This window comes from Lacrimispora sp. YZC11 (assembly GCF_057543815.1).
Map to the genome: position 1 here is coordinate 543008 of NZ_BAAJYQ010000020.1, position 15941 is coordinate 558948.

13 protein-coding genes are annotated in these 15941 nt (G+C 42.4%); 12 read left to right on the forward strand and 1 reads right to left on the reverse strand.

The window, feature by feature from the left end; genetic code table 11:
* Positions 1-7 precede the first annotated feature (7 nt).
* The 10 genes from AC27IJ_RS24010 to AC27IJ_RS24055 all read left to right on the forward strand — a co-directional run bounded on the left by AC27IJ_RS24010 (position 8) and on the right by AC27IJ_RS24055 (position 11816).
* On the forward strand, positions 8-673 hold the full coding sequence (locus AC27IJ_RS24010) for a class I SAM-dependent methyltransferase (protein WP_312441225.1): 666 nt from the start codon (positions 8-10) through the stop codon (positions 671-673).
* A 246-nt stretch (positions 674-919) separates the two neighbouring features.
* Entirely contained in the window at positions 920-3100 is a 2181-nt protein-coding gene (locus AC27IJ_RS24015; protein WP_487151098.1) for a HelD family protein, read from the forward strand.
* Positions 3097-3285: a hypothetical protein gene (locus AC27IJ_RS24020; protein ID WP_487151100.1), complete on the forward strand. Its 189-nt coding sequence runs from the start codon at positions 3097-3099 to the stop codon at positions 3283-3285. Before AC27IJ_RS24015 ends, AC27IJ_RS24020 begins: the two co-directional genes overlap by 4 nt.
* 23 nt (positions 3286-3308) lie before the next feature.
* On the forward strand, positions 3309-4010 hold the full coding sequence (locus tag AC27IJ_RS24025) for an MBL fold metallo-hydrolase (protein WP_312502588.1): 702 nt from the start codon (positions 3309-3311) through the stop codon (positions 4008-4010).
* A 318-nt stretch (positions 4011-4328) separates the two neighbouring features.
* The gene (locus AC27IJ_RS24030; RefSeq protein WP_312502586.1) at positions 4329-4505 is read left to right on the forward strand and encodes a helix-turn-helix domain-containing protein; all 177 of its coding nucleotides are present in this window, start codon (positions 4329-4331) and stop codon (positions 4503-4505) included.
* Positions 4506-4699: 194 nt separating this feature from the next.
* Positions 4700-7246: a bifunctional diguanylate cyclase/phosphodiesterase gene (locus AC27IJ_RS24035; protein ID WP_312502584.1), complete on the forward strand. Its 2547-nt coding sequence runs from the start codon at positions 4700-4702 to the stop codon at positions 7244-7246.
* A 130-nt stretch (positions 7247-7376) separates the two neighbouring features.
* The gene (locus tag AC27IJ_RS24040; protein ID WP_487151103.1) at positions 7377-8714 is read left to right on the forward strand and encodes a GGDEF domain-containing protein; all 1338 of its coding nucleotides are present in this window, start codon (positions 7377-7379) and stop codon (positions 8712-8714) included.
* Between the two features lie 90 nt (positions 8715-8804).
* On the forward strand, positions 8805-9962 hold the full coding sequence (locus tag AC27IJ_RS24045; RefSeq protein ID WP_487151105.1) for a GGDEF domain-containing protein: 1158 nt from the start codon (positions 8805-8807) through the stop codon (positions 9960-9962).
* A gap of 62 nt (positions 9963-10024) precedes the next feature.
* Entirely contained in the window at positions 10025-10150 is a 126-nt protein-coding gene (locus tag AC27IJ_RS24050; protein WP_312502577.1) for a hypothetical protein, read from the forward strand.
* A 34-nt stretch (positions 10151-10184) separates the two neighbouring features.
* Positions 10185-11816, forward strand: coding sequence for a putative bifunctional diguanylate cyclase/phosphodiesterase (locus AC27IJ_RS24055; RefSeq protein ID WP_487151107.1), 1632 nt, complete (start codon positions 10185-10187; stop codon positions 11814-11816).
* Between the two features lie 168 nt (positions 11817-11984).
* On the opposite strand, the gene AC27IJ_RS24060 is transcribed toward AC27IJ_RS24055, so the two are convergent.
* Entirely contained in the window at positions 11985-14156 is a 2172-nt protein-coding gene (locus tag AC27IJ_RS24060; protein ID WP_487151109.1) for a glycoside hydrolase family 88/105 protein, read from the reverse strand.
* A 302-nt stretch (positions 14157-14458) separates the two neighbouring features.
* Between AC27IJ_RS24060 and AC27IJ_RS24065 the strand changes: the two genes are divergently transcribed.
* Positions 14459-14821, forward strand: coding sequence for a VOC family protein (locus AC27IJ_RS24065; protein WP_313258479.1), 363 nt, complete (start codon positions 14459-14461; stop codon positions 14819-14821).
* A gap of 53 nt (positions 14822-14874) precedes the next feature.
* On the forward strand, positions 14875-15912 hold the full coding sequence (gene hydE / locus AC27IJ_RS24070) for a [FeFe] hydrogenase H-cluster radical SAM maturase HydE (protein WP_312441237.1): 1038 nt from the start codon (positions 14875-14877) through the stop codon (positions 15910-15912).
* Positions 15913-15941 lie beyond the last annotated feature (29 nt).

Genomic DNA, 15941 nt, shown 5'->3' on the forward strand with positions numbered 1-15941 from the left:
AGAGATCATGAGAAAGCAAAGAATCATAGAAACAAATGAAGGCATTCAGGATAAAATAACGGTTGAAATCTTCGATAATTTTGCCAGGATCATGCGGGATAAAGGCTGGAACAATGTAGACAGCTTCATCAAAGCAGGGATTACAAAAGGGAATGTATTGGAGATCGGCCCCGGTCCCGGGTATGTGGGTCTGGAATGGCTTAAAAGATTTCCAGATGCAGCTCTTACCGGATGTGAAATAAGCCGGGAAATGATCAGGCTCGCAGAAAAGAATGCGAGGGATTACGGTTTTGAAAAAAGAACTGACTATGTGGAAGGCAACTGTATGCAGATACCGTTTTCTGAAAGCTCCTTTGATGCTGTTTTTTCCAACGGATCGCTTCATGAATGGGAAGATCCCGTAAAGGTTTTTAATGAAATAGACAGAGTCTTAAAGCCCCAGGGACTTTTCTGCATCACAGACATGCGCCGTGATGTGAATCCTCTGATCAAGTGGTTTATTTATTCCTCAACCAGGCCGAAGGAAATCCGTCCGGGATTTTTGACTTCTTTCAATGCCTCATATACGGTCGATGAAATAACAAACTTGCTCAGTCAGTCAAAGCTGAAAAATACTGCTGTCAGCAGGGAGTTTTTCGGCTTATGTATAGCAGGAAAGAAAGCAGCTTTATAACAGCAGCGTCATGTAATAACCTTTGCTGTACAGGCCGGGACTTATGTTTTTATAAAAAATAACATATAGGAAAAGAAAGGTGATTGTGCGTCTGCGGCAATCACCTTTCTCTCTCTACCTTAATTATAACACATACAGTCAGCCACAACAAGACTGTTTTTCTGATTCTGGTTGTGCTAGACTATTTTGAATAACGGTTTAGGAAATAAGTTTTCTGCCGATTCTATGAGAGAGGTGGTATTTGTTATGGAAGATAACCGGACGGAATTAGAATTTGAAAAGAGCAGGTTAGAACAAACCATTGCTTTAGCGAAAAAACAGCTGGATCAAGCAAGAGAGCGCAATGAAGAGAATAAGTCGGCCATAATTTCTGCCAAGAAAGAGCTGCGTGAGAATACGTCTCACTCCATATCAAATCTATGGAGCAGCGAAGGCTTTGAAGCCCTTGCCGACTTAAACCAGTATGCAAATCCGATCACAGATAAAATCGCCGATTATGAAGCGGTAGAAAACAGAATCCTGTTGTTGGAGAACATGATCCAATCCCCTTATTTTGCCCGGATTGATTTTAAGTTCGATGATGAAGATACATTCGAAGATATCTACATCGGGCGCACCTCTTTAAAGAAAGATGATACAAACGAATTTTTTATTTATGACTGGAGATCACCCATAGCAAGCGTCTTTTACCGGTTTGTATTGGGACAGGTATTTTATGATGCCCCTGGCGGAAGGATCACAGGAGAGGTCAATTTAAAGCGCCAGTATGAAATCAGCAAAGGGGAACTGGAGTATTATTTCGATGCTGATGTACAGATTGTGGATGAATTTTTAAGGAAGCTGCTGTCCCAGAATACTTCTCCTAAGATGAAAACGATTGTAGAAACCATTCAAAGGGAACAGGACATTGTCATCCGGGATATGGAAAATGATTTAATGATGGTACAGGGAGTGGCAGGAAGCGGCAAGACATCCATTGCTCTTCACAGGGCAGCCTACCTTATGTACCAGGGCCTGTCCTCAAAACTGTCCGCTGATAATATTTTAATTATTTCGCCAAACTCATTATTTGAGCAGTATATTTCCAATGTATTGCCCGAGCTTGGAGAAGATCATGTTGTTTCGGTTGTATTTGAAGATATCATTGCTTCTGTACTGAAGAATGAGCATGTTCAATCGAGAAATCAATTTTTAGAAAACCTGATCTCAAATACTCAATACAGGGATATTATAAAAAGCAGTATTGAATTCAAAACATCCCGCCAGTTTTTGGAGATATTGGATCGGTTTATTGATGATCTGCCCCACAAATGGATGAACTTTGAGGATGTCTGCTATGGCGGTGAGTGTATCATAAGCGGAGAAATGATAAAAGAGAAAGTATTATCCGGTAGAAACGAAACTCCTCTGGGTATGAGATTAAAGCTGATAGGGGAATATATCTTGGAGCTGATCAGCGAGTCAAAGAAATACCGCTTAAAAAAATCAGAGAAAATACTGATTAATGATGAAATGCTGAAATTTATGGAACTTGATATAAAGGATGTTTATAGAAAGCTGTTCCATGACAAAGAATATTTTTACAGCCTGGCAAAAGGCATAGAGCTTCCCGGCTGCATGGACCACATTATAACATTTACCCAGGAAAATTTAGATACCAATTTGCTATACTATGATGATGCAACGGTTCTCACTTATTTGAATTTAAAAATATACGGGATCAATAAATATAAAGCCATTAAGCAAGTAGTAATTGATGAAGCACAGGATTACTATCCCCTCCATTTTGAAATCTTTCACCTTCTGTTTTCAAAAGCGAAATTTACGATCCTGGGGGATATTAACCAGACCCTGGAAAAGAGGGAAGACTTATCCCTCTACCAACTGATCAGAAAAATCTTCAATAAGAAAAAATCTTCCCTTGTTACTATGGACAAAAGCTTCCGATGTACAAATGAAATTTTAAATTATGGGTTAAGATTCCTTGATCAAAGTACAGAGATAAAGAGCTTCAACCGAAAAGGAGATGAACCGGAGATATACGCGGCTAAAGACCAATTATCGTATCATGATATGATTGTATCAGAAGTGAAATCCTGTCTGGAAATGAGGTACCAGTCAATCGGACTAATCTGTAAAACTGAAAAAAGTGCTATTTTCCTCTTTGAGTGCTTAAAGGATAAAGCTGATGTCCAATTAATAAAAAGCGAAAGCACAACAGATTTACAAGGCGTATTTATTATACCGGTGTATATGTCAAAAGGGCTTGAGTTTGATGCTGTTTTAATCTGTGACGCTGATGCTGAAACGTATCACAGCCAGGATGATAAAAAGTTATTATACATCGCCTGCACAAGGGCTCTTCACAGGCTCAACCTGTTCTGCAAGGGAGAGGCAAGTCCGTTATTGGACGAAAGAAAATCGTGAGGGAGAAATTGTCGGGAGATTATGGGAATGCTCTTTACTATACACAGGTTGAAGATTTGATTAACATGCTGCGGCAGGAGCAGTATCTCGTTTTATCCGATCAGGAACAGATCAGGGAAAAATATCTTCTCATTGCTGAAAAGGCAGACAAGTTATATAATCAATACAAGTCTGCAGTCCGCTAGTAAATTTTGTGAGGTAATGTAAAATGGATCAGATAATTATGATGGATATAAATTTTCAATATCATAATGAAACCCGGATAATTCATCCGGTTTTGTTGTTAAGCGCCAATGATGTTGTTCTTGTGGACTGCGGATATCCCGGTTTCCTTCCTTTATTAGAGGCGGAGATGAAATCAAAGGGTGTTAATCCAAGTTCCTTAACAAAGGTATTGATCACTCACCATGACGACGATCACATGGGAGCTTTATTTGAAATAAAGGAAAAATATCCTGGGATTAAGGTCGTGTCAGGCCATACGGAAAGCGGGTATATCTCAGGCAAGAAAAAATCGCTGCGCTTGTTGCAGGCGGAAGAAATGCTTCATGTGCTGCCGGAAGAACAAAAGCCTTTTGGAATTCAATTTTGTGAATCCTTGAGAGGGATCAAACCTGTTTCCGTTGATATAGAGGTTAAGAACGGGGAACATTTTGACTGGGGCGGCGGCTGTGAGATCATAGATACTCCGGGGCATATGCCGGGACATATTTCTTTATATCTAAAGAAGAGCAATTCCGTTATCACAGGAGATGCCGCAGTCATTGAGGGCAATCAGCTGGTCATCGCAAATCCGCATTATACCCTGGATTTGGATGCGGCCAAAGCTTCGCTTAATAATCTTATATCTCTGGATGCAGACCATTATTATTGTTATCACGGAGGGGTATTTGAAAACCGGAGACAATAAGGCTTAGATTATAAGAATCCCGGTCTGAAACGGCCTGACCATGAAAGGTACACTTTCAAGACCTACAGAATAGTATATTGATTAATTTCAGAGATCAAGAGGCTGAGTTTAATGGGGTAATTATGACCAGTAAACACGGCCTCTTTTTTATATTAAAAGTATAAATAAAAGTGTGTTTCAGAGATATCATTCAAATGCATTTTCATGTCTGGCATGTTACAATATGTTGAAATATGTCGATTTTTATGGTAAATTATAGGAAAATAATTTATTATGACAGAATCTTTAAATGGAAAATGAAGCTGGAAAAATGGGGCATTGCCCCTGACCCCAAGGGAAAGGGAAATTGCGCGGCTTGCAAGGGATCGGGTAATTGCAAGGGAGGTCGCTGACAGGCTGTATATATCTAAAGCAACTGTCAGAACGATTCTCAGAAGTGTGTACAGTAAACTTGATATTCATTCAAAAACAGAACTGGATACAAAGGAGTTCTGACAAAAAACTCAAATATACTACATAATTGAGTATGTGGAAAAAAATAATCTGCTGTATACTTTATTCATAGCAGATTATTTTTATATACTCCATAGGGGGATTGTGTTTCAATGATTCAGATGTATATAACCTGTGAAAGAGAATCAATGAAATTCCCGGTTATGGAGAAATAAACCAGTACCGAGGTGGCTGTAATGAGAAATAAGTATACCAGATATATAGCCGTACAGACGGTCATTATGCTTATCATTTTCATGACGATTGTTTTCGTTCTTTTGCGTTCCCAGCAGTCAGAAAACAATTATCTTCTTTCAAGCATCGGACAATCTGTGTCCTATTCTGTGCAGCAGCATATTGCAATAACAGAAGGCGTATTAACCTCCCTTGCTTATAATTATGAAATTGATGATAAAATCGATAAGTACAAGTTTGACATTTTGGCAGCCAAATACATGGAGGAAAACCAGGACATCCTCTACATACAGCACAAAGATAAGGATACGGTCACGGATATGGTGTATCCCGGTGCTTATGATTATACCCTGGGTGCCTCCCTGCGCGGACGTCCGGAGGTGGAGGAAGCACTTGACAAGGCGATCAAAAACAGGGCAATTACGATCAATGACCCTTTTATCCTAAAGAACACCAGGGATTTAATGGGGCTTGTGATACGATATCCTCTTTATAAGGACGATCAGTTTAACGGATTTTTTGTTGTGGTTTTTAACTTTAATACCTATATGGACAAGGTGATCCGGGAGGCGGTACCTGATTCCTACCACATCAGCATCTATAATGAAAAAGGAGGGCTCATCTGGGGGGATTCCCCCTGGATGGACAGAGATTCGTACATTGTCCAGATCCCTGTGATGGATACTTACTGGACAATGAAGCTGTCAAAGGAAGGAAATAGCATCAATGCCAACGGAGCGGTCATAGGCTTTATCTCGGTGCTGATACTGATTCTTATGGGAGTTCTTATCTATGTGCAGATGGGGCTCTTTAAAAAGGATGAAAACATTCAGCATCTTGCCAGCCTTCACAAGGAGCTGGAAAGGCTGAAGGAAAGCTATACCCTGGCTCTTGACAGTGCGAATGATGCGCTTTGGGAATGGAACCTCATGACCGATGAAATCATTACTTCCGATAAATGGATTGATATTACCGGAAATGCCCCCAAAGGGCATGGACTCCGGGGGATCTTACAGGAAGAAACCATTCATCAGGAGGATTATCAGGCAGTGCTGGCTGCCTTTGATTCCTGCTTAATGGGAGAGACCCGGGAATTTCACCGGGAATACCGCATCAAAAATAAGGATGGCAGCTATACCTGGGTCTTAAATAAGGGAAAGGTCTATTTTGACGGTGACGGCCTTCCTGGCAAGATTGCAGGGGCTGTATCCAATATTGATGACCGGAAGCAGAAAGAATCAAAAATGGAATACATGGCATTTTATGATACGCTGACAGGGCTGCCTAATAAGGTACGGTTTATGAGCACCCTTGAAGATACCTTAAGGAACATAGGAGAGACACTGTGCAGGTATTCCATTCTTATGATTGATTTGGATAATTTCAAAATCCACAATGATCTCCTTGGGCTTGATTTCTGCGATCAGCTGCTTAAGCAGGTAGGCGACCGGCTGTCACAGATCCTGGGCCAGGAAAATATGGTGGCAAGGTTCGGAGGGGATGAGTTTTTAATTCTCATCAGGGATCATGAGGACATCGGAGAGGTGGAACGGATTTGCCAGAACATCCTAAGCATCTTTGGTGCCCCCTTTGTACTGATGGATAAATCCGTTTATTTATCGGTCAGTATAGGCGTTGTCCATGGTCTTGAAGCCGGCCAGACCGCAAATAATGTGCTTCGGAACGCAGATACGGCTCTTAACAAGGCAAAGGAAAGCGGAAAGAACCAGTACTGCATCTACGACGCACAGATGCATGATGAAATTATCAGAAAATCCAATGTGGAGGTATGTATCAGGGAAGCCCTGGCAAATGATGACCTTCTTATTTATTATCAGCTGCAGCAGGATTTGTTAAGGGATGAGATAAGAGGGGTAGAGGCCTTAGCAAGGCTGTATTCAAAAGAATTGGGCATGATCCTGCCTCTTGAGTTCATAGAGGTGGCCGAATATACGGGACTGATCATTCCTCTTGGCAGCTGGATATTAAAAAATGCATGTAAGCAGGGAAAGGCATGGATTGACAGCGGTTATAAATTTGGAAAGCTGTCCGTAAATATCTCTGTACATCAGCTGCGCAATGAGAATTTCTATGATCAGGTAAAAAGGGTTCTGGATGAGACCCGGTTTCCGGTAAACCAGCTGGAACTTGAAATTACGGAAAGTGTTCTTTTGGAATTTTCCCAAAATAATATTGAAATTCTTAAAAAATTGCGGTCCCTTGGGGTCAGCATTGCGCTGGATGACTTTGGCACAGGGTATTCCTCCCTTAACTATTTGACGGTTCTTCCTATTGATATATTAAAAATTGACAAGTCATTTTTAGGAAGAGCTCTTGAAAGCGAAACAGAGCAACAGGTGATAAAAAGCATCACAGAGCTGGCCCACGGCCTGAACTTAAAGGTGGTATGCGAAGGGGTGGAAACGATTGAGCAAAGGCAGATTCTAAAGGAGATGGGATGCGATTATATCCAGGGGTATTATTTTGCAAAGCCTGGTGATGCAAAAAGTATTGAAAAGTGGTTTAGGGAAGGATCAGAAGCAACTTAGGCGGAGATAAAACAGCTCACCATGAGCGCTGGGATGGGACAGGGTCCGTTCGCAAAGCTGGTTCTGGGGGAGGCTGACCGTTTCTTAAGAGGCTGATAAAATAAGCTCATTTCAAGAAGGGTGGTGGGTGATGAATAAGATTGTTTTAAACATCAAAAAGGAATATCTTTTGTTTATTTCAATTTTAATAATAATATTGTTTCTCATTGTTTTTCTTCCAATGAGTTATCAACTGGAAAGACAAGTAAAAGAAAATTACGGCATACTTGCGGAGTCAAAACGGCAGACAATCACTGCATTATTCGATAATTGCGGAACGAGCGCAAACAGCATATCCAGCAGAACCCCTGTAAGGGACTTGATATTGGATTACAACAACGGGAAAATAAGCTGGTCGGAGCTTGAGGAACTGACATACCCTAAATATAGTGATGGAATCAAGATCATTAGAAATCTTAGCTTTGCGGTCAGATGTGTAGGGGATGTCCCCCTGGCCCTGTATAATCCGGGGGGAAAGGAGGCGGACCGCTACTTAAATTTGTTTGACCGCTCAACGGAGACCAGCTATAAATATGAAGAAGAAGGGGACCGCTCAAATATCATCGTGTATTCCCCTATTTTATATCAAAAAAAGTTGATCGCCTATGATATTATAGTAATAGATATTTCACAGGAAATCTTCCAGTTATCCAGCGATGGATTTAAGGTGAAGATATTAGAATCCGGCAGCCCGCTGTTAGAGGATATAAAGCCGGAAAAATTATATGACAGACACTTGGGACAGCAGAATTATATGTGTGTGGCAAAGCCGGTTGTTGAAAACCTGTTGGTTTTTATCAGCAAACCGACAAATGATGTTTATGCAAATATTAACCGGGTATCCCTGTTTAGCATCCTTGGGTTTTTCCTTGGGTTATCATTGATTTTCATTGTACTATATATGAGTCTCGTAAGGGCGGCAAACCGCATGATCGAGAACATGGAGAACAGCAGGGATACTTGCTTAAATTATGCCAATTATGATTCCCTGACTGGTGCATATACAAGGTTTTTCTTTGATAACTGGATTAAGAGTGAAAATAATGAGATAAAAAAACAGCAGTTTGTTGTTGCAATGATTGATGTTGATTCTTTTAAAGGTATTAACGATACCTATGGGCATGAAACCGGAGATAATGTATTAAAGTTCATAACAAGCACTTTAAGCAATATGCTGCGTGAGAATGATTTTGTGGTGAGATTTGGGGGCGACGAATTTATCGTGGTGATAGAAGAGATTAGCGAAAATCCTGTCCTTAAGCTGCTTGGCAGTGTGAACCAGAATCTAAGCGATACGAACCGGTTCGGATTCCATATTTCCATATCTTATGGGGTAGAAGTAATAGAATCCGTGGAAACCATATATGAATCCATCAAAAAAGCTGATAAAAAAATGTATATCAATAAAAAAGAAAACAAGCCCAAATAAAAAATGACGGAAAAAAGGTTTCATATTGAGATTGATTTAATTTTGTATTGTTATATATTATAATCATATATGATACCTGGAGGTAAGCACGTGGGGCTTGAGCGCTTTGAGTTTGCTATTGATGAAGAACATTTAGATGACATGTATATCAGGGCAATACAGGAAGAATATACAAAAATCGATGAAAGCTGGCTTCAGCTTCATTATAAAACCTCCGTTGTCCTGGTTGTTTTTTCGTTACTGGTTGAGATTGCAATGGGAATGATCCTGGTTAATTCAGATATGCTGACAACAACGGTATACAGATTTTTTATAAAATTTTTGATCATTCCAAGCGGAGTAAACTTTATTTGCATTGCAATCGAAACGATGATCATGAGATCAAAGCGTTTTTCCCAGAACCATAAAATTTATGCGATTTCACTTATCTTTGTAGGGATCGGTTTTGTTCTCTTTACGGTACACAGCACGTTTACGGCAACTTATTATATTTTTGCAATCGCCATTATGCTGACAGCAATCTATGCGGACTATCGCATCACATGCATTACAGCACTGGCCAGTATTAGTTCCATCATCATTTCCGAACTGTTTCTGGAATGGGATATAGATAAGATCAGCATTTTTGAGAACACCCACCGGATGGGAGATTTTCTGATTTCTCTTTCCGTCCTGATCGCTTTCTCCATTGCCTGTATGGCAGTGATCCGGTTTGAGCGCAGAAAAAACAGCGCAGGCATACAAAAGGAGATTGAGCGGCAGCTCTTGCAGCAGAGCGTCCATATGGATGAAATGACCGGAATATACAACCGGAAAGCGTTCCGGGCTGAAATGAAATATGTAGAAGATACAGCATCAGACCGGAACTATATTCTTGCAATTGTAGACATAGATAAATTTAAAAATATTAACGATACCTGGGGACATCACGTGGGAGACCGCTGCTTAATAGAATTTGCCAATATCTTAAAAGAATTCCTTTTGGATATGACGCCTTTTCGTTACGGGGGCGATGAGTTCTGCTTATTGTTCTGTGGCAAAAGCATGGAAGACGCAGAGGCCATCTGCGGGGAGATTAAAGCCAGGGTGAATCTTCTGTTTTTTGAGGACTATCCAAAGCTGATGCTGACGGCCAGCTTCGGGCTTGCATCAATATCAGGTCAGGTTGATACGGTCAGGCTTTTTATTCATGCCGACCGGGCCCTGTATGAGGCAAAAAAGGTTCGCAATGCAATCTGTGTTTTTTAGCTGCCGCACTCTGAACATGGGCCATGGTTAGGCACAATAGCAAAAATCAGGAGGTATCAGGAATGAAAGAATATGAAGCTCTATTTGATCAAATAAAGATTTTTGAAAAGACGTATGATGTTATGCGGATTGTAGATCCTTTGAAAAAAAGGGTGCTTGAGGTCAGGGAAAGAAACAGAATAGAGTAGCTGGCGGAGCTTTTGGTTTGGAAGGGAGAGTGCTATGAATAGACGGGAGAAAGCCAAAAAGTTCTTAAACAGATTTCATATCCGTGATAAATTAAGCCGGTTTTTCAATTGCCCCGGGGATTTCCACCCAGGAAAGCTTGCCATGGAGATTTCCGTTTTATACATATTTGCCGGAACCTTATGGATCCTTTTTTCTGACCGGCTTTTGCTGAAGCTCACAATGGACAGACAGATGTCGGCGGCCGTCAGCATGATAAAGGGAGGGGGTTTTGTACTAGCAACAGCCACTGTGCTTTATCTTTTATTAAGGATATCTTTATTAAAAATCCAGTCCATGAACCAGGAGCTGAAGCAGATGACATTTGAGGACCGTCTTACCAGCCTTCCTAACAGGGCAGCCTTTTACGAGACGGCGAAGCGGCATATGGATCATTGCCCTGACAACAAAATGGCGCTGATGTTCATTGATATTGATAACTTTAAGTACATCAACGACACCTTGGGGCATGTATCAGGGGATCTGCTGATTTCAGAAATCGGTAAAAGGCTGATGGGCTTATCCGATGAGAGCAGATCCATTTATAGGATAGGTGGGGATGAGTTTGTAGTATTTGTTCATCAATACGAAACCTTGGAGGAAATAGAAACCTATGCCAAGGTGCTCCTCCATTCTTTTGCCATTCCTTTCCGGGTCTCCGACAGTGTTCTGAATGTTACCGTATCCTTGGGAATCGCCTTGTATCCCCTCCATGGCAATGATGTGGATATGCTTCTCAAGTGCGCGGATATTGCAATGTACAAAGCCAAATCCACCGCCAGGGGAAGGTATACCTTTTACAGTCAGGATATAGACATGCAGATCCAGGAACGGATGATCATGGAAAATGAGCTGTGGAAGGCCCTGGAGCGTGAAGAATTCAGCCTCTGCTATCAGCCCCAGATCGATGTCACCACAGGAAGGATCAATTCCATGGAAGCCCTGCTCCGGTGGAACAGTGAGAGGCTGGGCCTGGTTTCTCCTTTAAAATTCATCAGCATAGCAGAAGAAACCAATTTAATTAATCCCATCGGGGATTGGGTTTTATTCAATGCATGTAAGTTTTTAAAGAAGGTTCACGACCAGGGCCACCCGGATATTTCGGTTTCAGTGAATGTCTCCATCATTCAGCTGATGCAGCAGGATTTCACAGAAAAGGTAATGAAGACTCTTTCGGAAACAGGGGTGGAGCCTGGATCCCTTGAACTGGAAATAACGGAATCCGTACTCATTGAATCTTATGATGGAATCAAGGACAAGCTTAGAGAATTAAAGTCAAAAGGAATAAAAATAGCTCTTGATGATTTTGGCACAGGATACTCTTCTTTAAGCTATCTGACGCAAATTCCTATCAATACGCTGAAAATCGATAAAATTTTTATTGATACAATTACAAATAACGGAGAGGATACCTCACTTACCAATATGATCATTATGATCGGGCGCAGGCTGGGATTATCTATTATAGCGGAAGGGGTTGAAACAGAAGGGCAGTTGGAATATTTGAAAAAGTATGATTGCAACAAGATTCAGGGATACTATTTCAGCAAACCCCTGCCTCAGGATGAATTGCTTCTGCTGCTTGAAAAAAACACTGGACAATTGAACGCTCAGGAATTTAGGAAATGAAGAGAGAGGCGCTGGTATGTTAGGCATGGTTTTAAATATCATGCTGTTAATAAGCACTATGAATGGATAAAGAATATCAGAGGGCGCAGCCTGTGACGTAACATGCTCCCCTTATGGCAGACCGCTTAAATAGGAAAAGCTTTCTGCCATAAGAGGAGCATATATTATTTATTCAGGGATATGGTTATGCTGAAGGAAATCGTCAAGCATGAGCTTTTCGACTCCCGCCAAAATAGCAATTCCAATTCCATGGGGGTCGTTGAAACGCCATCCAAGCTGCTGGTAATAAGAGCGGCTGAAGGAGCATCCGGAGCCCTGGCAGACACCGTAAAGGTCGCCCTTCCGGTTGATTACCCTTTGCTTCATTCCTTTCCATGCCCGCTGAATGGATAAAATGCTTTCCCGGCACAGCTTTGGGCTTAAAATCCCCAGGCGGATTCCCCTGGAAAGAGCACAGATGAACATAGAAGTGGAGGAAGCTTCTTCATAGGTGGAAGGGTCGTCCAGAATCTGATGCCACAGGCCGTTTTCATCCTGTACCCGCAAAATGCCTTCCGCCATCTCATGGAAGAATCCGGCCACCGCGCTATGGTCCGGGTGATCTTCTGGGAGAACCAGCAGCAGCTCTGATAAGGACAGCACCACCCAGCCGTTTCCCCGGCTCCAGGGGATTTTATTCATTTTCTTATATTCCAGATCCACAATATGAGACATCAGATTCTGATCCGGCATAAAGAAGTACTGCTTGAATAACTTCGCCTGGCGGCAAGCTTCTGTTAAGTATTCCTCTTTTCCGCTTAGCTGGTAGTAACGGCATAAAAACGGGATGCTCATGTACATATCATCGATCCACATGGTGCTGTCGTTTCTGGAGAACACCTGATCCTTTTCCCTTCGCTGGCGGTTTTTCATAAAATCAGCAATCACATCCGCCAGGGCATGGGCCTCTTTCGTGGGACAACGCCGGTTGGCTTCCAGCAGAAAGGAGCCAAAGGAGCCGCAGTCATCCAACTCGGTCAGCCAGCAAAGCTGGGTATTCACTCCCGGATATCCGAATACCGATTTATCATAAATGGAATAATCATACACCGCCGCTGTCATCCGGGCATACTCCTGTACATATTCCAGCCAGTCCGGACGGCCAAGATATTCGCCCGCTTTTAACAGGCCATAAAGAGTCACGCCACAGGGATAGGTCCATTTTCCGTATAATTCTTGCTCCGCGAATATCCGTACAAAGGAATCTGGCAGGTCTGCCTGCCAGTAGCAGGTGCCATTTGATCCGGGGTACACCTTATCCATGCCTGTAAAATAGCTGATGGGGGGGATTTCTTTTCCAAAAAGACCGGTATAGATCCATTCTCCCTCATATCCTTTTACACCGGTGCGAAGGGGCAGGGTTCCGCCAGCATCCTGAAATTCAACTGCCAGACCTGTTTCCAGTCCTGCTTTCTTTTTGTAAAGCAGTATTACCTCATACATACCTCTGGGCAGAGAGACTTCCTTTTCAAAGGCCCCTTCCATCCAATCCAGGGACAGATCTCCGTTGATATAGACCTTAAGCGGCTGGTTTGAGATTCCTTTGATCAGGACCTTGCCGGAATCCCCATGGAAAAAGCTGCTTTTGGCGGCGGCAGTTCCCTGGCTGTCCAGGCCGAAGATCCGGGATAAGGGGCAGGAGGAGACAGGCGCCTCATACTCCTGCCTTGGGAACCAGGGAAGTCCCTCAAAAGAACCGTCAATCAGGGCAGAGGCATCTGCTGTCCCCCGGCCAATAGGAGGGCAATAGACAAAGCCTGCCTGTCCCTTCCTTTCAGCCAAAGGTGACGTAAAATGGGAAGGCTGCCATTGGGGTTGTGCATGGCGGAAAGAGAGGCCGAAGCCGATTTCCGTTTTTTCGGTTTCCAAGAGAAAATGGTTAAGGCCTGCCTCTAGGGGAATGGAAAATGTACAGCAGGATTTCAAGCCTTCCTGAGGGGGGAGGGAGTGAAATACTTTTTCTCCATTTACCCATAAAACAGTTGGCCCGCAGCATTGGATCTGAAATTGGGAGACGGTTTGGCTGTGGCTATATAAATCTCCTGCTCCATAGCAGACCTCTCCAACGGCGGCCTTAGAAAAGCGGCTGCTAAAATCAAATTGATACCAACCTTTTGTATTACATGTGATGCCGGATGTGAAATCCAGCCGGTACTGATAAGGCGCCTGGGGGTTATGCCCGATAAAACGGTTGGCCATCAGTGCAATTACTTCACGATCTTGCTCTCCATATACGTGGAAGGCGCTTTCTTCCAAATGGAAGTAATTGCTATCGCAGGTTTTGTTACTTTCGTATTTCATAAGGGTTCCCTCCTGTTAAAAATTTCGTTCCATATAAAGCTTTTGGATTCTATGTTTTATATTATAATAGATTAAAGTATTAAAAATCTTATGTAATCGGGACTTATTTTAATAAAATCATACTTTTGGCTACTGAAATGGAGGTTGGAATCGAATGGAAAAAAATGTTGTAAAATTGACTTTAACTATTATATAGAAAATGATAGAATAAACATGTCATTCTGGTATGAATAAGCACAGATATCCTTTTTGCACAGGCTAATATAAAATACGAAAAAATGATTAAAACAGGAGGAATTATTATGAAGTTTTGCTGGAGCACTTTAAACGTTAGGAATTTAGAAGAATCAATCAAATTTTATGAAGAGATCATCGGTCTGAAGGTAACCAGAAGATTCCCTGCCGGCCCTGGTACTGAAATTGCATTTTTGGGCGAAGGGGAAACACAAATCGAATTTATATGCGGCGGAGACAGGGAAATTCATGTGGGAGATGATATCAGCTGGGGTTTTGAAGTGGAGTCTCTTGATCAGACCCTTTCCCTGGCAAAGGAAAAAGGTGCGGTTATTTTGGGAGATCCGGTACAGCCAAATCCCCACGTGAGGTTTGCCTTTATAAAAGATCCCAATGGCATGAGAGTACAGCTTGTGGAAAATCTGGGGTAAAGGATGGAAAAAACCAGGCAGCGGCGGAAACTACAGAGCAAGGAGCAAAGAAAATGAAGCATTTGATTGATAAGCTGTATGAAACTCATAACCTGGATAAGGACGAGTTCATTTACCTGCTGGAAAATTATGATAAAGAAGACAGTGAATATTTATTTTCCCTGGCAAGGACCTACAGTCAGGATCATTATGAGAAGGAAGTTTATATCAGGGGACTGATCGAATTTACGAATTACTGCAAAAATGACTGCTATTACTGCGGCATAAGAAGAAGCAATAAAAATGCCAGCCGGTACCGGTTGAGCAAGGAAGAGATCCTCTCCTGCTGTGAGTCCGGGTACGGACTCGGCTTTCGGACTTTTGTGCTTCAGGGAGGGGAAGACCCTGCATTTACAGATGAGATCATGATGGATATTGTAAAGACCATCCGGGAGGAGTATCCGGACTGTGCCATCACCCTTTCCATAGGGGAAAAAACCTATGACCAGTATTTGAGATATTATGAAGCGGGGGCAAACCGCTATCTCCTCCGCCATGAAACAGCTGATGAGGAACATTATTCCCTTCTTCATCCTGATTCCCTGTCCTTAGAAAACCGGAAGGAATGCTTAAGGAATTTAAAAAAGATCGGCTATCAGGTGGGCACCGGATTCATGGTTGGTTCCCCCTACCAGACCGCAAAGTGTCTTGCTGAGGATTTGGAGTTTATCAGAGAGCTGTCTCCCCAGATGGTGGGCATTGGGCCTTTTATTCCTCATAAGGATACGCCCTTTGCCGGTTTCCCTGCGGGAAGTGTTGATCTCACACTGTTTCTCATAGGGATTTTAAGGCTGATGCTGCCGAATGCGCTGCTGCCTTCCACCACAGCATTAGGGACCCTTGACCCAAAGGGAAGGGAAAAAGGGATCCTATCAGGAGCCAATGTTCTGATGCCCAATTTATCTCCCATTGGTGTCCGGAAAAAATATGAATTGTATGACAACAAGATCTGTACCGGAGAGGAAGCTGCAGAATGTAATGTCTGTCTGAGAAACCGTGTTGCCTCCATTGGCTATAACGTGGTAGAAAAAAGAGGCGATTATAAAGAATGAGCCGGAGAACGGCGGACGCAACCGGGCCT